The organism is Actinoplanes sp. G11-F43, assembly GCF_050589265.1.
Lineage (GTDB): Bacteria > Actinomycetota > Actinomycetes > Mycobacteriales > Micromonosporaceae > Actinoplanes.
This window is the reverse complement of record NZ_JBNZCE010000013.1, coordinates 39,960-61,507: the sequence shown is the minus strand read 5'-3', so window position 1 is coordinate 61,507 and position 21,548 is coordinate 39,960. Positions and strand designations below refer to the sequence as shown.

Annotated in this window: 19 protein-coding genes and 1 pseudogene; 14 read left to right on the top strand and 6 right to left on the bottom strand. The window is 70.5% G+C overall.

Annotation, left to right across the window (positions count from 1 at the left end):
• Positions 1-4: 4 nt before the first annotated feature.
• Positions 5-1,513, bottom strand: a complete 1,509-nt coding sequence (locus ACQ0O7_RS14600) for an aldehyde dehydrogenase family protein (protein WP_430782587.1) — start codon at positions 1,511-1,513, stop codon at positions 5-7.
• A 36-nt stretch (positions 1,514-1,549) separates the two neighbouring features.
• On the bottom strand, positions 1,550-2,308 hold the full coding sequence (locus ACQ0O7_RS14595; protein WP_430782586.1) for an SDR family oxidoreductase: 759 nt from the start codon (positions 2,306-2,308) through the stop codon (positions 1,550-1,552).
• Between the two features lie 49 nt (positions 2,309-2,357).
• On the opposite strand from ACQ0O7_RS14595, the gene ACQ0O7_RS14590 reads away from it, so the two are divergent.
• From ACQ0O7_RS14590 to ACQ0O7_RS14575, 4 genes are read left to right on the top strand one after another with little or no spacing between them, the layout of a single operon-like run.
• Positions 2,358-3,095: an enoyl-CoA hydratase family protein gene (locus tag ACQ0O7_RS14590; RefSeq protein ID WP_430782585.1), complete on the top strand. Its 738-nt coding sequence runs from the start codon at positions 2,358-2,360 to the stop codon at positions 3,093-3,095.
• Entirely contained in the window at positions 3,092-3,916 is an 825-nt protein-coding gene (locus ACQ0O7_RS14585) for a CoA transferase subunit A (protein ID WP_430782584.1), read from the top strand. The genes ACQ0O7_RS14590 and ACQ0O7_RS14585 overlap by 4 nt, the downstream gene beginning before the upstream one ends.
• Positions 3,913-4,605 (top strand): CoA-transferase subunit beta, encoded by a 693-nt coding sequence (locus ACQ0O7_RS14580; protein ID WP_430782583.1) that lies wholly within the window; start codon positions 3,913-3,915, stop codon positions 4,603-4,605. The genes ACQ0O7_RS14585 and ACQ0O7_RS14580 overlap by 4 nt, the downstream gene beginning before the upstream one ends.
• On the top strand, positions 4,602-5,651 hold the full coding sequence (locus ACQ0O7_RS14575; protein WP_430782582.1) for an NAD(P)H-dependent flavin oxidoreductase: 1,050 nt from the start codon (positions 4,602-4,604) through the stop codon (positions 5,649-5,651). The genes ACQ0O7_RS14580 and ACQ0O7_RS14575 overlap by 4 nt, the downstream gene beginning before the upstream one ends.
• Here the strand turns inward: ACQ0O7_RS14575 and ACQ0O7_RS14570 are convergent.
• The gene (locus ACQ0O7_RS14570) at positions 5,635-6,756 is read right to left on the bottom strand and encodes an acetyl-CoA C-acetyltransferase (protein WP_430782581.1); all 1,122 of its coding nucleotides are present in this window, start codon (positions 6,754-6,756) and stop codon (positions 5,635-5,637) included. The two genes, ACQ0O7_RS14575 and ACQ0O7_RS14570, sit on opposite strands and share 17 nt — an antisense overlap.
• Before the next feature lie 64 nt (positions 6,757-6,820).
• On the opposite strand from ACQ0O7_RS14570, the gene ACQ0O7_RS14565 reads away from it, so the two are divergent.
• The 5 genes from ACQ0O7_RS14565 to ACQ0O7_RS14545 all read left to right on the top strand — a co-directional run bounded on the left by ACQ0O7_RS14565 (position 6,821) and on the right by ACQ0O7_RS14545 (position 11,823).
• Entirely contained in the window at positions 6,821-7,954 is a 1,134-nt protein-coding gene (locus tag ACQ0O7_RS14565) for an acyl-CoA dehydrogenase family protein (RefSeq protein WP_430782580.1), read from the top strand.
• Between the two features lie 96 nt (positions 7,955-8,050).
• A complete protein-coding gene (locus ACQ0O7_RS14560) occupies positions 8,051-9,175 on the top strand; it encodes an acyl-CoA dehydrogenase family protein (RefSeq protein WP_430782579.1) in 1,125 nt (374 codons plus the stop codon).
• Positions 9,172-10,041: a TIGR03619 family F420-dependent LLM class oxidoreductase gene (locus tag ACQ0O7_RS14555; RefSeq protein ID WP_430782578.1), complete on the top strand. Its 870-nt coding sequence runs from the start codon at positions 9,172-9,174 to the stop codon at positions 10,039-10,041. The genes ACQ0O7_RS14560 and ACQ0O7_RS14555 overlap by 4 nt, the downstream gene beginning before the upstream one ends.
• Before the next feature lie 313 nt (positions 10,042-10,354).
• Entirely contained in the window at positions 10,355-10,816 is a 462-nt protein-coding gene (locus ACQ0O7_RS14550; protein ID WP_430782577.1) for a hypothetical protein, read from the top strand.
• Positions 10,813-11,823, top strand: coding sequence for a 2-phosphosulfolactate phosphatase (locus ACQ0O7_RS14545; protein ID WP_430782576.1), 1,011 nt, complete (start codon positions 10,813-10,815; stop codon positions 11,821-11,823). Before ACQ0O7_RS14550 ends, ACQ0O7_RS14545 begins: the two co-directional genes overlap by 4 nt.
• 444 nt (positions 11,824-12,267) lie before the next feature.
• On the opposite strand, the pseudogene ACQ0O7_RS14540 reads toward ACQ0O7_RS14545, so the two are convergent.
• Positions 12,268-12,465, bottom strand: a pseudogene (locus ACQ0O7_RS14540) (hypothetical protein); the annotation flags it as partial.
• Positions 12,466-12,590: 125 nt separating this feature from the next.
• On the opposite strand from ACQ0O7_RS14540, the gene ACQ0O7_RS14535 reads away from it, so the two are divergent.
• On the top strand, positions 12,591-15,575 hold the full coding sequence (locus tag ACQ0O7_RS14535) for a S8 family peptidase (protein WP_430782575.1): 2,985 nt from the start codon (positions 12,591-12,593) through the stop codon (positions 15,573-15,575).
• 42 nt (positions 15,576-15,617) lie between these two features.
• Here the strand turns inward: ACQ0O7_RS14535 and ACQ0O7_RS14530 are convergent, their stop codons facing one another.
• Positions 15,618-16,595, bottom strand: a complete 978-nt coding sequence (locus tag ACQ0O7_RS14530) for an alcohol dehydrogenase catalytic domain-containing protein (RefSeq protein ID WP_430782574.1) — start codon at positions 16,593-16,595, stop codon at positions 15,618-15,620.
• 81 nt (positions 16,596-16,676) lie between these two features.
• On the opposite strand from ACQ0O7_RS14530, the gene ACQ0O7_RS14525 reads away from it, so the two are divergent.
• Genes ACQ0O7_RS14525 through ACQ0O7_RS14515 form a run of 3 tightly spaced genes read left to right on the top strand, consistent with a single transcriptional unit; the run spans position 16,677 to position 19,699 of the window.
• The gene (locus tag ACQ0O7_RS14525) at positions 16,677-17,807 is read left to right on the top strand and encodes a hypothetical protein (RefSeq protein ID WP_430782573.1); all 1,131 of its coding nucleotides are present in this window, start codon (positions 16,677-16,679) and stop codon (positions 17,805-17,807) included.
• A gap of 3 nt (positions 17,808-17,810) precedes the next feature.
• Positions 17,811-18,578: an SDR family oxidoreductase gene (locus ACQ0O7_RS14520; protein WP_430782572.1), complete on the top strand. Its 768-nt coding sequence runs from the start codon at positions 17,811-17,813 to the stop codon at positions 18,576-18,578.
• 59 nt (positions 18,579-18,637) lie between these two features.
• Positions 18,638-19,699, top strand: a complete 1,062-nt coding sequence (locus ACQ0O7_RS14515; RefSeq protein ID WP_430782715.1) for a sulfotransferase family protein — start codon at positions 18,638-18,640, stop codon at positions 19,697-19,699.
• Positions 19,700-19,702: 3 nt separating this feature from the next.
• On the opposite strand, the gene ACQ0O7_RS14510 is transcribed toward ACQ0O7_RS14515, so the two are convergent.
• Complete coding sequence (locus ACQ0O7_RS14510; RefSeq protein ID WP_430782571.1) at positions 19,703-19,906, bottom strand: hypothetical protein; 204 nt, start codon at positions 19,904-19,906, stop codon at positions 19,703-19,705.
• A gap of 633 nt (positions 19,907-20,539) precedes the next feature.
• Here ACQ0O7_RS14510 and ACQ0O7_RS14505 point away from each other — a divergent pair.
• Positions 20,540-21,505, top strand: a complete 966-nt coding sequence (locus ACQ0O7_RS14505) for a polysaccharide deacetylase family protein (RefSeq protein WP_430782570.1) — start codon at positions 20,540-20,542, stop codon at positions 21,503-21,505.
• The last annotated feature ends 43 nt before the right edge of the window (positions 21,506-21,548 follow it).

Below are 21,548 nucleotides of genomic sequence, written 5' to 3'. Positions count from 1 at the left end.
AGCATCACATCATTTCGTCGGTGGTCGGGATCAGCACCGTCTTCAGCTCGGTGTAGGCCTCGATCGAGCTGCGGCCACCCTCCCGGTTCAGCCCGGACTGGCCGAACCCACCGAACGCCACGTGCGGCTCCAACTGATAGCCGTTGACCCCGACGGTTCCCGCGCGCAGAGCCTTGGTCAGGCGGAACGCACGCCGTACGTCGTTGGTCCAGACCGTGGCGGCCAGCCCGTACGACGTGTCGTTGGCCAACCGGATCGCCTCCTCCTCGCCGGTGAACGGGACGACCGCCAGCACCGGGCCGAAGATCTCCTCCCGGGCGATGACGGCGTCGTTGGCGACGTCGGCGAAGACGGTCGGCTGCACGAAGTTGCCGGCTGACAGCTCACCGTCGGGCCGGCCGCCGCCGACCACCAGCCGGGCGCCCTCGGCCCGGCCGGATTCGATGTAGCCGAGCACCCGGGCCAGCTGCCGCTCGTTGATCAGCGGCGAGGCGGTGGTCTCCGGATGGAACGGGTCACCGTAGTTGACCAGGGCGGCCATCGCCTCGACGATGGCCAGGAACTCGTCGTAGACCTCCCGGTGGACCAGCGCCCGGGTGTGCGCGACGCACGCCTGACCGGACAGCCCCATGGTCACCGTGCCCATCGTGGTGGTGGCCGCCGCGTACACGTCGGCGTCGACGAAGACCACCGACGGGCTCTTGCCGCCGAGTTCGAGGCTGGTGCGTTTGACCCCGTTCGCGGCGGCGGCCAGCACCCGCCGGCCGACGCCGCGGCTGCCGGTGAAAGTGATCTTGTCGATCAGGGGGTGATTGATCAGGGCGTCGCCGGTGGTCTCACCGGGGCCGGTCACCACATTGAGTACGCCCGGGGGCAGCCCCGCCTCCTCCAGGATGCGGACGAACCGCAGCACCGAGAAGGTCGCGTACTCGGAGGGTTTGAGCACGACGGTGCAGCCGGCCGCCAGCGCGGGGGCGAGCTTCTGGGCGGCGAGGAGCAACGGCCCGTTCCATGGGATGACGGCGGCCACCGCGCCGACCGGTTCACGCAGGGTGAACACCATGTGGTCGCCGCCCTGGTAGCCGGGCAGGGTCTCGCCGGCGAGTTTGTCGACCCAGCCGGCGTGGTGGTCGAAGATGTCGGCCACGCACTCGACCGACATCGCGTAGGTCTCGCCGAAACTGACCGGCACCCCGTTGTCCAGCGCGATCAGCGTCTGCAGCTCGGTGGCGTGCTCGCGGATGCCGTCGGCGATCCGGCGCAGCACCCGGATCCGTTCCTTGGCCCGGGTCCGCGGCCAGGGCCCGTCGTCGAAGGCGGTCCGGGCGGCACGGACCGCGGCGTCCACGTCCGGCGCGCCGGCGATCGCGAACGTGCCGACCTCTTCGGCGGTGGCCGGATGGTGGTGGGTCCACAGTGCGCCGTCGCCGGCCGGGCGCCATCGGCCGTCGATCAGCAGTTCTCCGGCGCTCAGGCCGGCCTCGTCGCGTTTCGCCTTGATCGAGAGCACCATGCCGAGCCTCCGAACGCCGGAATTCTGCAACAGGTTCTATTTCTCGGCACGGTACGCCGTGTCCCGGAGGTCCGCCAGATAGGCCGGCCACTCACCACCACCGTGGACGGCGAGCGACGCGCCGCTGATGTAACCGGCCAGTGGCGAGGCGAGCAGCAGGCAGGCGCCGGCCACCTCGGCGGCGGTGGCGCCCCGCCCCATCGGGACGGTCCGGCCGATCGTCGAGACGGCGCCGGATGACTGTTCCTGATCACCGACCGGGCCGACCACCAGGCTGTTCACCCGGACCTTCGGGGCCCATTCGGCGGCCAGGCTGGTGGCCAGATGGTGCAGGCCGGCCTTGGCGGCGCCATAGGCGGCGGTGCCCGGCGACGGCCGGGTGCCGCTGACGCTGCCGATCATCAGGATCACCCCGCCGGTGGGCTGAACGCGCATCACCGTGTTCGCGGCTTGCGAGACGTGCAGCGGCGCTGTCAGGTTCAGCTCGATGATTTTCGCGTGCAACCGGGGCGAGGCGGTTCCGGCCGGCACCTCGGGACTGCCGCCGGCGTTGTTGACCAGGACATCGAGCCGTCCGTACCGGGTCACCGCCTGCTCGACCAGGGCGGCGGCTTGCGCCGGATCGCGTACATCAGCACGAAAGAAGTCACCCGGTGGCATGCCGGACGGTGACGTGCGGGCGCACACCAGGACGTCGGCGCCCGCCGCGCGGAACGCGCCGGCGACCGCGGCGCCGATGCCGCGGGTGCCGCCGGTGACGACCACGGCCCGGCCCGCGTAGTCGAGAGGGTCCATGACGATCGATGCTAGCCACCCAAGCAAGCGCTAGGTTAGCCTGGCGTTCGTGGGCATTGAGCTGCACCGCGGCGAGATCGCCGAGGTGATCGTGGACTTTCCGCCGGTCAACGCGATCCCGGCGGACGGCTGGCACGCCATCGCCGGGGCACTCGCCGTCGCGGGCGACGATCCGGTGACCCGGGTGGTGGTGCTCGCCGCCGAGGGCCGCGGCTTCTGCGCGGGCGTCGACATCAAGGAGATGCAACGCGTGCCGGGCCATCAGGCGCTGCTCGCGGCGAACCGGGGCTGTGCGGCGGCGTTCGGTGCCGTCTACGACTGCCCGGTCCCGGTGATCGCCGCGGTGCAGGGCTTCTGCCTGGGCGGCGGGGTCGGCCTGGCCGGCAACGCGGATCTGGTGGTGGCCACCGACGACGCCACGTTCGGGCTGCCCGAGGTGGACCGCGGTGCGCTCGGCGCGGCCACCCACCTGGCCCGGCTGGTCCCGCACCAGCTGATGCGCACCATGGTCTACACGTGCCGGCCGGTGACCGCAAGGGATCTGCACCGGTTCGGGACGGTCCTCGAAGTGGTCCCGGCCGCCGGGTTGCGGCGGGCCGCGCACCGGGTCGCCGAGGAGATCGCCGCCAAGGATCCGCTGGTCATCCGCCGCGCCAAGGAATCGCTGAACGGCATCGATCCGGTCGATGTGAAACGGTCCTACCGATTCGAGCAGGGCTTCACCTTCGAACTCGACCTGAACGGGGCCGGCGAACGGGCCCGGCGGCGATTCCTGGAGGAACGGTGAGCGTTGTCAGCGTCGAGGACGCGGTGGCGGAGATCCGGGACGGAATGACGATCGGCATCGGCGGCTGGGGGTCACGGCGCAAACCGATGGCGGTGGTGCGCGCCATTCTGCGGTCCGGGCGGAAGAACCTGACCCTGATTTCGTACGGGGGACCCGACGCCGGCCTTCTCGTGGCCTCCGGAGTGGTGCACCGCGTCGTCACCGGTTTCGTCTCCCTGGACAGCATCCCCCTCGAACCGCATTTCCGCCGGGCTCGCAGCGAGGGCACGATCAAACTGACCGAGTACGACGAGGGAATGCTCTACTGGGGACTGCTCGCCGCGGCCAACCGGCTCCCGTTCCTGCCGATCCGCGCCGGCCTCGGCTCCGACGTCATGCGGGTCAATCCGGGCCTGCGGACGATCCGCTCGCCCTATCCCGACGCCACCGAACTCGTCGCCATGCCGGCGCTGCCGATCGACATCGCGTTCATCCACCTCAACCGGGCCGACGCCGGCGGGAACGGGCGCTACCTCGGCCCCGATCCGTATTTCGACGATCTGTTCTGCCTGGCCGCGAAACGGCGGTTCCTGTCCTGCGAACGGGTCGAGAGCACCGACGACCTGATGTCCGGCGGGCCACCGCAGGCCCTGCTGGTGAACCGGTCCATGGTCGACGGCGTGATGCACACCCCGAACGGCGCGCATTTCACCAGCTGTGTGCCCGACTACGGGCGGGACGAGCAATTCCAGCGGGAGTACGCCACCACCTCCTTCACGGAGTTCCGGAGCCGTTATCTGGACGGCAGCGAAGCCGACTACCAGAAGGCGATCCTCCGGTGACCCGGGCCGAGACATGCGTCGTGGCCTGCGCGGACGCCTGGCGCGGGGACGGGGCGGTGCTGGCGGGTTCGGCCGGCCTGATCCCCGGATTGGGAGCCCGGCTGGCCCAGCTGACGTTCGCGCCGGAACTGCTCGTCACCGACGGCGAGGCGACCCTGTTGCGAAACGGCCGGGCCGAGGGCTGGCTGCCGTATCGGGCGGTGTTCACCATGGTCGCTGCCGGCACCCGGCACGTGATGATGGGCGCCCGGCAGCTGGACCGGTTCGGCAATCAGAACATCTCCTGTATCGGGCCCTGGGAACGGCCGAACTCGCAGCTGCTGTGTGTCCGCGGGGCGCCCGGCAACACCGTCAACCACACGGTCAGCTACTGGGTTCCGCGCCATTCACCACGGGTCTTCGTCGAGCGCGTCGACATGGTCTCCGGGATCGGAACCGACCGGAACGCCCACGAGATCCGGGTCGTCGTCACCGATCTCGCGGTCCTCGACTTCGCCACCCCGGACCGGTCGATGCGCCTGCGATCCGTTCATCCGGGAGTGACAGTCGACGATGTGGTCGCCGCCACCGGCTTCACCCTGACCATTCCGGACCGGGTGCCGCACACCCGGGAACCCACCGGCGAGGAAGACGAACTGATCCGCACCCTCCTGGACCCGGCGGGTGCCCGGGAACGGGAGATCCGGTGAGGACCGCGCTCACCGAACTGCTCGGCTGCCGGTACCCGATCGTGCAGACCGGAATGGGTTACGTGGCCGGCGCGCGACTGGTCTCCGCCGTCGCCGAGGCAGGTGGATTCGGCATCGTCGCCTCCGCCACGATGAGTCCCGGCGAACTGCGCGACACCATCGTCCGCATCAAGGAACGGACCGCGGAACCCTTCGGGGTGAACGTGCGATCGGACGCGCCCGACGCCGGCGAACGCATCGATCTGCTCATCCGGGAGAAGGTCCGGCTAGCCTCGTTCGCCCTGGCGCCCTCCCGTGATCTGATCCGCCGGTGCGCCGACGGCGGGGTGCTGACCATGCCCTCGGTCGGGGCCCGGCGGCACGCCGAGAAAGTCGCCGAATGGGGCGTCGACGCGGTTCTCGTCCAAGGCGGCGAGGGTGGCGGCCACACCGGATCCGTTCCGACCACACTTCTGCTGCCACAGGTGGTCGACGCGGTCGGCGTTCCAGTGGTCGCGGCCGGTGGATTCTTCGACGGGCGGGGACTGGTCGCGGCACTCGCCTACGGGGCCGCCGGAATCGCGATGGGCACCCGATTCCTGCTGACCGCGGAAAGCCCGGTCGGCGTACGGGTGAAGCAGCTCTATCTCGACGCCGACGTCACCGGGACCGTGGTCACCACAGCGGTCGACGGGGTGCCACACCGCGTACTCAGAACGGCGTACGTCAATGCTCTGGAAAAATCGGGAACCGTCGGCGCGCTGCTCCGGGCGACCCGCCACGCCGTCGCGTTCCGGCGCCTCGCCGGATACACCTGGCCCCGGCTCGTTCGCGCCGGAATCGCCGCACGGCACGGCCGCGACATGACCTGGGCGCAGACGCTGATGGCCGCCGGGACACCCGTTCTGCTGCGGACCGCGATGGTGGACGGCCGGCCCGACTACGGGGTGATGTCCGCCGGGCAGGTCGCCGGGCTGATCGACGACCTGCCGACCTGCGCCGCGCTCATCGAGCGGATCATGGCCGAGGCCGCCGCCGGGCTGGACCGGCTCACAGACGCTCGATGACCGTCACGTTGGCCTGCCCACCGCCCTCGCACATCACCTGGAGGCCGTAGCGGCCGCCGCATCGTTCCAGCTCGTGCAGCATGGTGACCATCAGGCGGGCGCCGGTCGCGCCCAGCGGGTGGCCCAGGGCGATCGCCCCGCCGTTGACGTTCACCCGGGCCGGGTCGGCTCTCGTCTCCTTCAACCAGGCCAGAACGACGCTCGCGAATGCCTCGTTGACCTCGAAACGGTCGATGTCGTCGATGCTCAGGCCGGTTCTCCGCAAGGCGTGCGCGGTCGCCGGAATGGGGGCCGTCAGCATCAGGATCGGGTCGTCGCCGCGGGCGGAGAGGTGGTGGATTCGCGCCCGTGGAGTCAGATCGTGGGTGCGGAGGGCGATGTCGTTCGCTATCAGGAGAGCGGCCGCGCCGTCGGCTATCCGGCTGGACATGGCTGCCGTGGTGGTGCCACCGTCGCGTAGCGGTTTCAGGGCCGCCATCTTTTCCGGGGTGCTGTCGCGGCGCGGGCATTCGTCGGTCGCGTCGTTCTGGATCTCGGCCTGGAAGCGGTTCTCGTCGATGGCTGCGGTTGCTTTGCGGTGGCTTTCCCCGGCGTACCGTCGCATCTCCTCCGGGGTGATGGACCATCTGGTGGCGATCTCGTCGGCGCTGCGGAACTGGTTCAAGTCCGTTGTTCTGTATCTATTCATCCATCCTTTCGACGCTTCATAAGGTCCGTCGGGTGCCATGGCGCTGCTGATCGGGACCTGGCTCATGTTCTGCACTCCCCCGGCCACGATCAGGTCGGCGGTGCCGCTCATCACCGCCTGAGCGGCGAAGTGGACCGCCTGCTGCGAGGAGCCGCACTGGCGGTCCACCGTCACACCGGGAACGTGTTCCGGCAGGCCGGCGGCCAGCCAGGCGGTGCGGGCGATGTCGCCGGACTGTGGGCCCAGCGTGTCCACACAGCCCAGGATGACGTCGTCGACGGTGGCCGGATCCACCCGCGCCCGATCGATCAGGCAGGCGATCGTGCCGGCCGCCAGATCGGCCGGATGGGTGGTGGCGTGCAGGCCACCACGACAGCCCACGGCGGTGCGCACGGCGCCCACCAGATAAGCCTCCACAGTTGACGCCCTCCCGCCCGGTCGTGGTAGAACGTGTTCTAACTTACCGGGATCGGGGTGCACCATGCACGTCGGATACACGCCCGAACAGGAGAAGCTGCGGGCGTCGCTACGGGAGTACTTCGCCGCGCTGATGACACCCGAGTTGCGGGCCGGCCTGGACAGTGGCGGCGGCGAGTACGGGGACGGCGCCGCCTACCGGCAGGTGGTCCGCCGGCTGGGCCGGGACGGCTGGCTGGCGATCGAGGGCCGGTCCCGCCTAGAGCAGCTGATCTTCGCCGACGAGGCGGCGCTCGCCGGGGTGCCGGTGCCGTTCCTCACCCTGTACACGGTCGGGCCGACGATCGCCCGGCACGGCTCACCCGCGCTCCGTGCGTCACTGCTGCCCCGCATCGAGGCCGGCGAGGCGCACTTCGCCATCGGCTACTCCGAGCCCGAGGCCGGCACCGACCTGGCGGCGCTACGGACGACAGCGGTCCGCGACGGCGACTCTTATGTGATCAACGGCCAGAAGATGTGGACCAGCCTGATCCAGTACGCCGACTACATCTGGCTGGCCTGCCGCACCTCCCCCTCGCTGTCGCGTCATCGCGGGCTCTCCATCCTGGTCGTGCCCACCTCGGCGGCCGGCTTCTCGTGGACTCCCGTGCACACCGTCGCCGGGCCGTCCACCAGCGCCACCTACTACTCCGACGTGCGGGTGCCGGTGTCCGCCCTGGTCGGCGAGGAGAACCAGGGCTGGCGCCTGATCACCGACCAGCTCAACCACGAGCGGGTGGCCCTCACCTCGGCGGCGCCGTTGCAGCGGGCGCTGCGCGAGGTCCGCGACTGGGCGGCCGGCACCGGCGCGCTGGATCAGGAGTGGGTGCGCCTGCACCTGGCCCGGGTCCACGCCAAGACCGAGGTCCTGAAGCTGTTCAACTGGCGCGCCTGCGTCACCGACGGCACTCCGGCGGCGACCAGGGCCTCCGCCGGCAAGGTGTACGGCACCGAACTGGCGATCGAGGCGTACCGCCTCCTGATGGAGGTGATCGGCCCCGCCGCGACGATCCGCACCGGCTCGCCCGGCGCGGTCCTGGCGGGCCGCATCGAGCGCATGTACCGCTCCTCCCTGATCCTCACCTTCGGCGGCGGCACCAACGAGGTCCAGCGGGACATCATCGCGGCGGCCGGCCTGAACCTCCCGGTCAAACGTTGATCACCCCACCCGTGTCTCCTGTGCCACATCGCCGCCTCCCCGCGGTTCGGTGACGTAAGTGCGGTACCGGACTCCAGCTCGTCGTTAGGACACGACATGGACTTCTCGTACTCGGCCGCCGCCCGGGACCTCGCCGGCATGACCCGCGACCTCGCCACGTCCGGCCGCCCGCTCTGGCCGGCCCTGGCCGAGGCCGGGGTACTCGCCGCCGCCCTGCCCGAACGGGCCGGAGGCGAGGGCTACGGCCTAGCCGAACAGTGCGCGATTTTGATCGAACTGGGCCGCAGTGCCGCCACCGTCCCCTACCTGCCGTCGATCGTCGCCGCCGCGTCCGCGATAGCCCACTTCGGTACCGACGAACAGGTGGAGACCTGGGCGATCCCCGCCGCCCGAGGCGACCTGGTCCTGACCGTCGCCATACCCGGCGCCCTCCCAACCGCCACACCCGGCGCCCTCCCAACCGCCACACCCGGCGTCCTCTCGACCGCCACGCCCGACAGCCATATGGCCGTCATGCCCGACACCGCGTTGGGCGCCCGCACGGCGGCCACCCCCGGCGTCCCTTCGGCTGCCACCCCCGGCATCCTCTCGGTGCCCACGCCCGGCGTCCTCGCGGTGGCCACGCCCGACTCCGCTCCGGCCGCCACCACCGCGGCCCTGGTCCTGGCCCCGATGGGCGAGGAGATCGCCCTGGTCCCGGCGGCCAGCCGCCCGCCGGATCTCGCCGGCAGACCGGAGACAGGGCACCCACGCCGCGACACCCTGGCGGGCCCCGGCCCCGAGATCCCCAGGATCAGCGGCGCCGGCTGGCTGCGTGCCCGCCTCACCATCGGCGCCTGCGCCACCCAGCTGGGCATCGCCGAACGCGCCCTGGAGATGACCGCCTCCTACGCCCGCGAGCGCGTCCAGTTCGGCCGCCCGATCGGCTCCTTCCAGGCGGTCTCCCAGCGACTCGCCGACGCGTGGATCGACGTCGAGGCGCTGAGGCTGGCACTGTGGCAGGCGGTCTGCCGGCCGGAACCCGCGGAGGTCGCCACCGCCGGTTTCTGGGCCGTCGAGACCGGGCACCGGGTCTTGCACACCGCCGTTCACGTGCACGGCGGCGTCGGCATCGACGTCGAATACCCGCTGCACCGCTACTTTTTGGCCGCCGAAGACCACGAGTTCCTGCTCGGCGGCGCCACCCGTCAACTGCTCGACCTGGCCGAGGTGCTGCCGTGAAGTTCACCCTGGGAATCGCCCTGAGCCCGCTCGACCAGCTGACCGAGCTGGCCCGCACCGCCGAGGAATGCGGCTTCACCTCGATCGCGCTGCCGGACTCGCTGTTCTACTCAGAGCATGTGTCCGCCTCCTATCCCTACACCCCGGACGGCAGCCGCTTCTGGGACGCCGAGACCCCGTGGCCGGACCCGATGGTTGCCGCCGCCGCGATGGGCGCGGTCACCTCACGGATCCGTTTCTACACTCAGGTCCTCAAGCTGGACCCGCGCAATCCACTCCTTCTCGCCCGCCAGATAGGGTCGGTAGCGGTCCTGACGGGAAACCGCTTCGGTCTCGGGGTCGGCCTGGGATGGTCCCCGGAAGAGTCGTATTGGTGTGGAGCCCCATTCAAGGACCGCGGCGTCCGAGCCGACGAATCCATCGAGATCATCCGGCGGATCCTGGCCGGTGGCATGGTCTCTTTCCACGGCAAACACTTTTCCTTCGAAAAACTCCAGATGAGCCCGGCGCCGACCGCACCGGTCCCGTTCTACGTCGGCGGTCACACCGAACCCGCCCTGCGCCGTGCCGCCCGCATCGGCGACGGCTGGTCCTCCGCCATGATCAAATTCGACGATCTGCGCACCGTCATCACCCGTCTCTCCGAACTCCGCACCGCACACGGCCGCGCCGACACCCCCTTCGAGATCCAGGCGGTCTGCATCGACCGGCCGGGCCTCGACGGCTTCCGTCAGCAGGCCGACATCGGCGTGACCGACGCCATCGTCGTCCCGTGGCGCCGCTTCGACGCCCCGCTCCAGGAGAAGCGCGACGCCCTGCACCGCTTCGCGGACAAATTCATCAAACCCCTCTCCGGTACGCCATAGGGGCCCACAACCGCAGCCCACCAGTCCCGCCTCGTCCCCGCGACGTGGCCACCGCTCCAGACCGACCCGCGACCGCCGGGCCGACACCGTGCTCCCGGGCCGACACCGTGCTCCCGGGCCGACACCGTGCTCCCGGGCCGACACCGTGGTCCCGGGCCACACGGTGACCGCCGCCGTGAGGAACGCGCCCAGTCTGCTCCCTTCCGAGCGGCTCCGGGCGGTTGTCCACAATCGCCGAACCGCCTTCCCACTTATCCACAGGCCGGCGAATCTCCGGAGCGGACCGGCGCCACAGCCGATTAACGTCGGGCGCATGACGGAACTCCCCTTCCTCGCGAACGGCCCGGCCCCGGGCCTGGACCTGAGTCTGTTCGGCCGGTTCACCGGCTCGTGGGAGCTCGACTGCACGGAGTTCGAGCCGGACGGTTCCAGCACCGTGCGACGCGGTGAGTGGCACTTCGGCTATGCGCTGGGCGGTCATGCCACCACCGACGTCTGGGTCCTGCCCGGCATCGAGCACGGCGTCAGCGTCCGTTTCCCCGACCCGTCGGCCGGCGACGGCGTGTGGCGCTCCACCTGGATCGGCCCAGGCCGGCGGCGTGTGCACAGTTTCCTGGCGGCGCCCGTCCCCGGCGGCATAGTCCTGGACGGCGGAGCCCTCCGCTGGACGTTCTCCGATCTCGAGCCGTCCAGCTTCCGGTGGCGCAACGAGACCCGCGAGGAGGACGGATCATGGCACGTCCAGCAGACGTTCAAGGTCTGGCGAGCCCGGTGAGCCCCTATTCACAGGCGGGGTTCCGCGTCCGGTGCGAGTGGGGCCCGGCCGGGGCGAAGGCCGTCGGGTCCGGCACCACGATCGTGGCCGTCGTGGACGTGCTGTCGTTCACCACGTCGCTGACGGTGGCGGCCGATCGGGGCATCGAGGTGTTCCCGTTCCGGTGGCGTGACGAACGGGCGGTCGCCTTCGCCGCCGGTCATCGGGCGACGCTGGCCGTGGGCCGTTCCCAGGTGGGGCCGGACCATCCGGTCAGCCTCTCCCCCGCCACGATCCGCTCCGCTTCCGGGATCGAGCGCCTGGTCCTGCCGTCGCCGAACGGTTCGGCGATCGCCCGGATCCTGGCCGAGCAGGGCGCCACCGTCATCGGCGTCTCCCTGCGCAATGCCCGAGCGGCCGCCGCCTGGACAGCCCGCCATCTGCGCCCCACCTCCGGCACTGGCCCCGGCTGCCCGGACCTGGCCGCCACCACGGCCGGGATCACCGCCCCTGCCGGAATCACCGTGCCAAACGGAATCATCCCGCCAGCCGCTATCACCGCGCCGGACGGGATCACCGCTGCAGGCGTCATCAACCCGCCAGCCGGAATCACCGTGCCGGACGGGAGCACCGCCCCAGGCGGAATCACCGCGGTCGACGGAAACGCCGCGGTGGACGGGGAGATCACTGTTGCGGTGATCCCGGCCGGAGAGCGCTGGCTGGAGGACGGATCACTGCGGCCGGCGGCCGAGGATCTATGGGGTGCGGGCGCATTCATCGCGGGCTTGGTCGACGAGGGTGTGTGCGGGCTGTCACCGGAGGCGCAGGCCACGGTGGCCGCCTACCGCCAGGCAGCCACCGACATTCCCACCGCGTTGCACGACTGTGCGGGTGGCCGCGAGCTGACCGCTTTCGGATTCCCCGAAGACGTCGCGATCGCCGCCGAGCTCAACTCCAGCGATGTCGTTCCGTTGTTGACCGGAGACAGCTTCCGCCCAGCCGCCGCCAGAGGGCCGGGCAAGCCATGACGACGGAGCGCCAGCCGGCAACCGCAGCCCAACGACAACCACAGCCAGACGGCAACCACAGCCAGACGGTGACCGCAGCCAGACGGTGACCGCCGCGAGACCGCAACCGCAGCCAAACGGTGACCACAGCCAGACGGTGACCGCCGCGAGACCGCAACCGCAGCCAGACGATGACCGCAGCCGTCGAATTATCCGGCAAATCGGGCACCCAGGTCTGACCTTGCTGTCCCCCGGGGCCGAGATCCGCATTTCCGAAGGGCATCGGGAGGCACGGCACCGAAAACAGCAACGGCCCGATGAGGCCATCGACCGAAATGGCGACCATGCAATATGCAGAACTGTGAATGTCCGCATTTTCGCCGTGACACCGGCAATGGCACCGGCGATGGCGCCCGTGACGGCACCGGCGATGAAGCCGGTGACGCGCCGATGGCAGCCGGGCGGTCAGCCGCCGGAGCGGGCGGAGGCCACCACGAACGGCGTGCCCTGCTGGCATGTGGTGATCAGGTCCGGGACGACTCGGCCGGTCACCGTGACGTACGCCCCGGCCTGGATCATCGTGCGGTCGCCGCCGACTAGCAGGAATTCGCCGAGCAGGAGGCAGCCGTGCTCAACCCCGGCGGTGACAGTTCCGGTCAGAGTTCGCATATCCATAAGCATCCATCATCCTCTCGCACTAGGACCGACGTGGGATCTTCCAAAGAGTCGAGGTAAATCAATATGATCCGGATCGATGTGAGAATTATTTCGCACACCGGAGGACGCCTGTGTCATCACCACGATCCGCACGGATCGCCCTGGCCGCCGCGTTGTCGACAGTGCTGGTCGCCGGCGGCGCCGACGTAGCCCGCGCGGAACCGGCCCCGGCCTCGAGTCTCTATATCGTGCAACTGGCGGCACCACCCGTCGCCGGCTACTCCGGCGGGGTCTCGGGCATTCCCGCGACCAAGCCGGCCGCCGGCGAGAAGATCGACCTGGACAGCACCGCCACCAAGGCCTACCGGGCGCACCTGAAGACCGAGCGCCAGCGCACGCAGCGCCTGGCCGGGGTGTCGGCGGGCGAGACCCTTTACGAGTACGACGTGGCGTTCAGCGGATACGCGGCGCGCATGACCACCGCCGAGGCCGACAAGCTGCGCCACAGTTCCGGCGTGCTGGCGGTGTCGAAGAACACCGTGCACAAGGCGGACACCATCTCCACCCCGGAGATGCTCGGGCTGGCCGGCCGGAGCGGGGTGTGGCAGCGTCAGTTCGGTGGCACCGCCAAGGCCGGCCTGGGTGTGATCGTCGGCGTGATCGACACCGGCATCTGGCCGGAGAACCCGTCGTTCGCGGCGCTGCCGAGCCCCCGCCCGGACCAGCGGATCATCAACGCCAAATGGCGCGGTACGTGTGAGCGCGGCGAGGAGACCGATCCGGCGCGCAACATCACCTGCAACAACAAGCTGATCGGCGCGCGCTACTTCACCGAGGGCGGGCTGGACGAGACGAACCCGGCCGAGTTCAAGTCGCCGCGTGACTTCAACGGCCACGGTTCGCACACCGCCGGCACGTCGGTCGGCAACTACAAGGTGGACAGTGTGATCGACGGCCGCAAGGTCGGTAAGGCGTCCGGTATGGCGCCGGCCGCCCGGCTCGCCGTCTACAAGGCGCTGTGGGATCAGGGCGGCGGCGGCAGCGGCACGACCGTCGACCTGGTAGCGGCGATCAACGCCGCGGTGGCCGACGGCGTCGACGTGATCAACTACTCGATCTCGGGTTCCACCACGTCCTTCGTCGACCCGGTCGAGCTGGCGTTCCTGAACGCCGCCAACGCCGGTGTGTTCGTCGCCGCGTCGGCCGGCAACAGCGGCCCGGCGGTCAGCACGGTGGCGCACAACTCGCCGTGGATCACCACGGTGGCGGCCAGCACTCACGACCGCGGCTACGACAAGACGGTGACGCTCGGCAACGGCACCTCCTATGAGGGCTTCGGTCAGGGCGCCGCCGTACCGTCCGCGCCGCTGATCGACGCGGTGGCGGCCGGTGCGGCCGGCGCCCCGGCGGCCGAGGTGCAGCTCTGCTATTCCGGAGGGCGGCTCGACCCGGCGAAGGTGACCGGCAAGATCGTGGTGTGTCTGCGGGGCGGCAACGGCCGTACCGACAAGAGCCTGGCGGTCAAGCAGGCCGGTGGCGTCGGGATGGTCCTCTACAACAACCCGGACAACTCGGTCAACGCCGACTACCACTTCGTGCCGACGGTGCACGTGGACAGCGCGGCCGGCCTGGCGATCAAGGCGTACGCGGCGACCGCCGGCGCGACCGCCTCGCTCTCGGCGACCACCGAGTTCACCACCCGCGCCCCGGAGATGGCCACCTTCTCGTCCAAGGGCCCGGCCCGCGCCGGCAACGGTGACCTGCTCAAGCCGGACATCACCGCGCCGGGTGTGGACGTGGTGGCGCCGGTCGCGCCGCCGGGCAACAACGGGCGCAGCTGGGACGCGTACTCCGGCACCTCGATGTCCAGCCCGCACATCGCCGGCCTGGCGGCCCTGCTGATCAGCGAGAACCCGAGCTGGTCGCCGATCTGGGTCAAGTCGGCGATGATGACCACCGCCGGGCAGACCGACAACAGCGGTGGGCCGATCCAGCGGGCCGGCACGGCCGCCACGCCACTGGACTACGGCGCCGGGCACGTCCGCCCCGGTCCCTCGTACCGGCCGGGTCTGGTCTACGACTCGACCTACCCGGACTGGATCCGTTTCGCGTGCGGCAGCGGCGCCACCGGGACGGCCTGTGACCAGTACGGCAAGATCGATCCGACCGACCTGAACTACCCGTCGATCGCGATCGGTGACCTGGCCGGCAAGCAGACCACCACGCGTACCGTGACGAACGTCAGCAAGTTCCCGGCGATCTACGAGGCGAAGATCAAGGCCCCGGCCGGTACGACGGTGACGGTCTCGCCGAAGAAACTCGTCGTCAAGCCGGGTAGGTCGGCCTCGTTCAAGGTGACCGTGACCCGCACCGACGCGGCGGTCGGCCAGTGGACGTTCGGCTCGCTGACCTGGATCAACAAGACCGACCCGCTGAAGCTGGTCTCGTCCGACGTGCGCAGCCCGATCGCGATCCGGCCGGTGGCGATCGCCGCGCCGGTGGAGGTCGCCGGCACCGGTGTCAGCGGCTCGTCGGCGCTGAGTGTGATCCCCGGTTTCAGCGGCACGCTGACCTCCTCCCCGGCCGGGCTGGTCCCGTCGAAGGCGGACCCGCTGCACCTGGTCGGCACCCAGCCGGACTTCGACTCCGCCGCGCCGGTCGCCGGCCCGGCGGTCGGCAAGGTGACGGTGACGGTTCCGGCCGGCACCCTGCTGTCGCGGGCGGCGACGTTCGACGCGGACGTACCGGACGGCACCGACCTCGACCTGTACGCCTACCGGGCCGGCACCACCACCCTGGTGGCGACCAGTGCCGGGTCGACGGCCCAGGAGCAGCTGAATCTGGCCGCCGGCTCGTACGACGTCTACGTGGTGCAGTTCGCCACGCCGCCCGGGGTGGGCGAGCTGGACGTCACCCACCATTCGTGGGCGGTCGGTGACACCGCGGCCGGCAACCTGACGGCCACACCGGCGCAGCAGTCCGTCTCGGTCGGCACCACGGTCTCGGTGACCGCGACCTGGACCGGGCTGACCGCCGGGGCACGTTACCTGGGTGTGGTCGGCTACAGCGACGGCACCAGCCGGATCGGCCAGACGGTCGTCTCGGTGGTCGCCTGAGAATCCGCGGGGACATCGCCGTGCGGTGATGTCCCCGCGCACTCAAAGGACGATCACCGCCCGGCCGGTGACGGTCGCGGCGGCGACCTCGGCGTACGCCCGGTCGATCTCCCCGAATCCGAACTCCTGGACCTGGCTGCGGATCAGTCCGGCCCCGGCCAGCGCGATGACGTCCTGGGCGTCGGCTATCGACGATCCCTGGAAGGTGAACACCTCACCGTCGCGGGGCAGGCCGGAGAACCACGGTCGGCCGAACCGTCCACCGGCCGAGCCGATCAGCCCGTACACCCCGCCGGTCCGCACCGCCCCGACGCCGGCCGTGATGGTCTCGTCGGTGCCGACGAAGTCGAGCACCACCTCGGCCTCGAACCGTTTCGGCAGCTCCGGGACCGCAGCGTGGGCCCCGATCTCTTCGGCGTGGGCACGGCGCGCGGGCAGCGGGTCGACGGCGGTCACCTCGGCGGCGGTGAGCACCCGCAGGAACTGGACGGCGAACGCGCCCAGCCCACCGGCCCCGATCACGACGACGGTGCCACCGGCGGTCAGGCGGGGCAGAACCCGCCGCACCGCGTGGTAGGCGGTGGCCCCGGCGTCGGTGAGCGGCCCGGCGTGCCGCGGGTCGAGAGCACCGAGCGGCAGCAGTGACCGCGGATCGCTGACCAGTACGAATTCGGCGAGCCCGCCGTCCCGGCCGTACCCTCGCCCGGCTCGCCCGTGGGGGCATCCGCTGTCCTGGCCGCGCAGGCAGTACCGGCAGGTGCCGCAGGACGTCGGCGACACCAGGGCGACCGGTTCGCCGGACCCGACGATCCAGCCGGCTGTCTCGTGGCCGAGGGTGAACGGCATCCGCCAGCCCAGCGCCTCGCCCGCGGCGGCCGGGATGTGCCGCATGGTCAGGTCGGAGCGGCACAGCCCGCAGCCGGCGACCCGGACCAGTGTCTCGCCCGGTCCCGGTTCGGGGTCGGGCACGGTGACCGTCTCCGGCGGCGCGCCCCAGTTCGTCATCCGGTATGCCAACACGTCCTCCAGAGTGGAACCCGTTATCCCAGCCAGTCAATGGCACATTGACCCGAAACTAGAACGAGTTCTATTGTCGGAGGGGTGATAACCAGACCGTTCGCCGAAGCGATCCAGGAGGCCGAGCGGGTCATCACCACGGCCCCGCACGTGCGCGACGAGCAGGACCTGATCGAGGGCTACGACTATCTGGCGGGCAGCATCCGCGCCTCGGTCCAGATGGCCTGGGCCTACGAGCGGGACTTCCCCTATTTCGTACGATCCACCGGCCCGCACACCAAGATGGGCCTCGACAACCCGGACACCCTGTACTTCCACGCGTGGCTGCGCGACGACGCCGAGTACGTGATCACCGGCGAGCGCGGCAGCACCGTGGACCTGAGTTTCCAGATCCTCGACGGCGACTACTCGCCGATCCAGGTGCCGGGCAGTCTGGCCGCCTTCGACGACCGGGAGATCGTGGTCCAGCCGGACGGGTCGTACCGGCTGTACCTCGGTCCCGGCCTGAAGGGCGCCGGCATGCTGGTGGTCCGCGAGGTCTTCAGCGACTGGGCCACCGAGCGGCCGGGCATGATCCGGATCCAGCGCGCGGACCGGATCGGCGCGGCTCCGCCACCACCCACCACGGACCTCATGACCAAGCGGTACGGGGTGGCCGGCAAGCTCCTGCTCAGCCGGCTGCGGACCTTCCTCGCCTTCGCCGAGCGGTTCTACCTGAAGCTGCCGGTCAACACGCTGACCACACCCCGCTCCACGCCGGGCGGGCTGACCACCCAGTTCTCCTCGGCCGGCCACTACGACCTGGACGACGACCAGGCGATGATCGTCACCGTCCCGGCCAGCGACGCGCCCTACCAGGGCATTCAGCTCGGCAGCATGTGGTACGTCTCGCTGGATTACGTCAACCACCAGACCAGCCTCACCCGCGACCAGGCCCGGATCGATCCGGACGGGATGATCCGTTACGTGATCAGCGAACGCAACCCGGGCGTCGCCAACTGGCTGGAACGGACCGGGCACCGCCGCGGTTACGTCCAGCTGCGCTGGCAACGGCTCTCCCGCGAACTGACCACCGACGACGGCCCGCGGGTGGACGTGGTGGCCGTCGACGACCTGCCGAAACTGCTGCCGTACTGGAAACCGGTCGGCCCGGTGGCGTGGCGTGAACGGATCGCCGCCCGGCAGGCCGCCACCGCGGCCCGGATGCTGGGCTGACCGGTGCTGCTCGACGGGAAGGTGGTCCTGGTCGCCGGGGTGGGGCCCGGTCTAGGCCAGGCGGTCGCGGTGCGGGCCGCGGCACAGGGCGCCTCGGTGGTGCTCGCCGCCCGGTCGCCCGCGATCCTGGACGAACTGGCCACGAAGATCGGTGACCGGGCGCTCGCCGTCCCCACCGACCTGGCCGACGAGGCGGCGGGACGCGCGCTGGCCGAGCGGTCCCTGGAGCGGTTCGGGCGGATCGACGCCCTGGTGCACAACGCGTTCGCCATGCCGCCGATGCGCAGCCTGGGCCGGGTTGATCTCGACGAGGTCCGGGCCGGGCTGGACGGCAACGTGATCACCGCGTTGCGGACCGTCCGCCTGGTCACGCCGGCGCTGACCGAGTCGCGGGGTTCGGTGGTGGTCGTCAATTCGGCGGTGCTGCGGCATTCCCGGCGTCCTTTCGGTCCCTACAAGCTGGCCAAAGCCGCTCTGCTGGCGGCGACCCAGAACCTGGCGAGCGAACTGGGCCCGCGCGGGATCCGGGTCAACTCGGTCGCGCCCGGCTGGATCTGGGCCGACCAGTTGCGCGGATGGTTCGAGTTCCAGGCCGCGCAACGGGGTGTCCCGGCACGGCAGATCTACGACGAGGTGGCCTCCGACATCGATCTGCGCCGGCTGCCCGAGCCGGACGAGGTCGCCGACGCGGTCCTCTTCCTCGTCTCCGACCTGGCCCGGGCGGTCACCGGCGCCTGCCTGGACGTCAACTGCGGGGAGTTCCACCATTGACCGCCGACGGGCGCACCGGTGCCGGCACCGTGGAGGACCTGCACGCCTCGGCGAGCCGGATGACCGGACTGGACGACTTCGGAGACGGCGACGACGGGTACGCCGACGGTCTCCGGGTGCTGCTCGACGCGTACGCCCGGGAAGCCGGTCTGACCCCGGCCGGCAGCAAGTGGACCCGCGGCCTGCTGCGCGGCGCCCTGGTGTCCCGCCTGATCGCGGAGGCCGCCTGGTGGCAGCTGCCGCAGCACGCCGAGGTCGCCCTGCCGCGACCGGTCTTCGTCACCGGCCTGCCCCGCACCGGAACCACCGCGCTGCATCGGCTGCTCACCGCCGATCCCGCCCATCAGGGCCCGGAACTGTGGCTCACCGAGGTCCCGCAGCCACGCCCGCCCCGCGCGACGTGGGCGGAGAACCCGGTCTTCGCCATGCTCCAGACGGCTTACGGCGCCGCCGGCCTGGACGGCGTGCACCCCATGCGCCCGGATCGGGTCGAGGAGTGCTGGCGCCTGCTCTGCCAGTCGATGACCTCGGTGTCGTTCGAATGCACCGCACACATCCCCTCCTACTCCTCGTGGCTGGCCGGACGGGACTGGACGCCCGCCTACCGCCGCCATCGCCGCAACCTGCAACTGATCGGCCTGAACGATCAGCACCGCCGCTGGGTGCTGAAGAACCCGAGTCACCTGTTCGCCCTGGACGCCCTGCTGGCGGTCTATCCGGACGCCACGGTGATCCAGACCCATCGTGATCCGCGGACCGTGATCGCCTCGGTGTGCAGCCTCAACGCGCGTGCCTCCGCCGGCTGGTCGACGGTCTTCGCCGGTGCGGTCACCGGCCGCGCGCAACTGGAGCTGTGGTCACGCGGGCTGCGCCGGTTCCGCGCCGACCGCGCCCGCCACGATCCGTCCCGTTTCGTCGACGTACGTTTCGAGGACCTCGCGGCTGATCCGATCCGGACGGTCGAGATGATCTACGACCGGCTGGGGTCCCGGTTGTCCGGCCCGGCGCGGTCGGCGGTCATCGAGACGATCCAGCGGGGTACGCCGGAACCCGCGCACGACTACGACCTGTCCACCTACGGCCTCACGGGGGCGGACGTGGATCGCGCCTTCGACGGCTGACTCTCAGTGCTCGGTGATCAGCGTGGGGAACCATGTCACCTCCTCCGGCGAACCGCCGCCGGTGTTGATCTCGTCGGCTGGCCGGCGGGCCTCGGGCAGCCCGCCGATCAGGCCGTGCGCGTTGGGACGGATGCCCAGCACGGCAGCTTCCTCCAGGTAGGAGTAGCAGAGCCAGGTGTGGAACCGGCCCATCTCGAAGCCGGGCACCTCGAAGCCGAGAACGTCGCCACCCGGTGGATCCGCACCGCGGCCGAGATCGGCCGATAGCGGGTTCGGCAGGTCACCCAGCCACCCACCACCAGATGCGCCAGCGCGGGCGCCTGATCGGCCGGGACACTCATCGACAGCGGGCGGGCACCGTGCTCCCGCGCCTCTCCGGCAGTCTCGAACCAGGGCTCCAGCCACCGGTCGCGCCCCGGCGGCTCGATCCACCAGGCACTCGCTCACGGTCGCGACCGAGGCCGGCAGACCATCCCGCCCCGGGTGCGCCCAGCGCGGCCCGACCACATGACCAGCTACCACATAACCAGCTACCACGTAACAACCAGCTACCACGTACGTCGTCATGCCGGAATCATTCCACGCCGCGGACGGCCGCCGTAAGTTTCGCGGTGCGGTTCCGATAATAGATCAGCATCACACCTTTTCGGACTTACACCTATGCACTGAACAGGTGCTAGCCTCGCGCGCGCTTCCGGAATGTTTCCGGAAGTTGTTGACACTATGACGCGAGCCGTCGAATACTCCCGGTGAGAACGAATCGTCGACCATCGATTCGGATCCCGCTCCTACCGCTCTGCCTGGATTCCCCGCCAGGCGCGTCACCAGGAGGAACAAATCATGTGGAAACGTCTAGTGATCACCGGGCTGGCCGCCCTCACGGCCGCCGCCGGGACCGTGATCACCGCCGAAACGACGCCGGCACGGGCCGCGGCCTGTAACGGATATGTCGGCCTCACCTTCGACGACGGCCCGGTGCCCGGCAACACACCCAACCTGCTGGCCGCGCTGCGCAACAACGGCCTGCGGGCCACCATGTTCAACCAGGGCCAGTACGCCGCCGCCAACCCCGCCCTGGTCAGAGCACAGGTCGACGCCGGCATGTGGGTGGCCAACCACAGCTACACCCACCCGCACATGACTCAGCTGAGCCAGGCGGCCATGGAGTCGGAGATCTCCCGCACGCAGACGGCCATCGCCAACGGGGGCGGAGGAACACCCAGACTCTTCCGGCCGCCGTACGGGGAGACCAACGCCACGCTCCGGGCCGCCCAGCAGAAGTTCGGTCTCACCGAGATCATCTGGGACGTCGACTCGCAGGACTGGAACAACGCGAGCACCGACGCCATCGTGGCAGCCGCCGGACGGCTCACCAACGGGCAGGTCATCCTGATGCACGACTGGCCGGCCAACACGGTCGCCGCCATCGGGCGCATCGCCCAGGGCCTGGCCGCCCGTGGGCTGTGCGCCGGCATGATCTCCCCGACGACCGGCCGGGCCGTCGCACCGGACGGCACCACCACACCGCCGCCCGCCGGCGGGACCTGCACCGCGACCCTCTCCGCGGGCCAGTCGTGGAGCGACCGCTACAACCTGAGCGTCGCCGTCACCGGCTCCAGCAACTGGACCGTGACCCTCAACCTGCCCTCCCCCGCCAAGGTCATCAACACCTGGAACACCACGGCGACCTGGCCCACCGCCCAGCAGATGGTCGCCCGGCCGAACGGCAGCGGGAACACCTTCGGTCTGACCGTCCAGGCCAACGGCAACTGGACCTGGCCGAGCGTCTCCTGCGCCGCCACCTGACCCCCGTTCCCCATCCCCGCGGCGCGGCGACCCTCATCGGTCG

Excerpts from the sequence above, each read along its gene's own strand:
- ACQ0O7_RS14595 (WP_430782586.1), bottom strand. The coding sequence starts at position 2,308 with ATGGACCCTCTCGACTACGCGGGCCGGGCCGTGGTCGTCACCGGCGGC.
- ACQ0O7_RS14550 (WP_430782577.1), top strand. The coding sequence starts at position 10,355 with ATGACGGAACTCCCCTTCCTCGCGAACGGCCCGGCCCCGGGCCTGGAC.
- ACQ0O7_RS14515 (WP_430782715.1), top strand. The coding sequence starts at position 18,638 with ATGACCGGACTGGACGACTTCGGAGACGGCGACGACGGGTACGCCGAC.
- ACQ0O7_RS14560 (WP_430782579.1), top strand. The coding sequence starts at position 8,051 with ATGGACTTCTCGTACTCGGCCGCCGCCCGGGACCTCGCCGGCATGACC.
- ACQ0O7_RS14565 (WP_430782580.1), top strand. The coding sequence starts at position 6,821 with ATGCACGTCGGATACACGCCCGAACAGGAGAAGCTGCGGGCGTCGCTA.
- ACQ0O7_RS14600 (WP_430782587.1), bottom strand. The coding sequence starts at position 1,513 with ATGGTGCTCTCGATCAAGGCGAAACGCGACGAGGCCGGCCTGAGCGCC.
- ACQ0O7_RS14505 (WP_430782570.1), top strand. The coding sequence starts at position 20,540 with ATGTGGAAACGTCTAGTGATCACCGGGCTGGCCGCCCTCACGGCCGCC.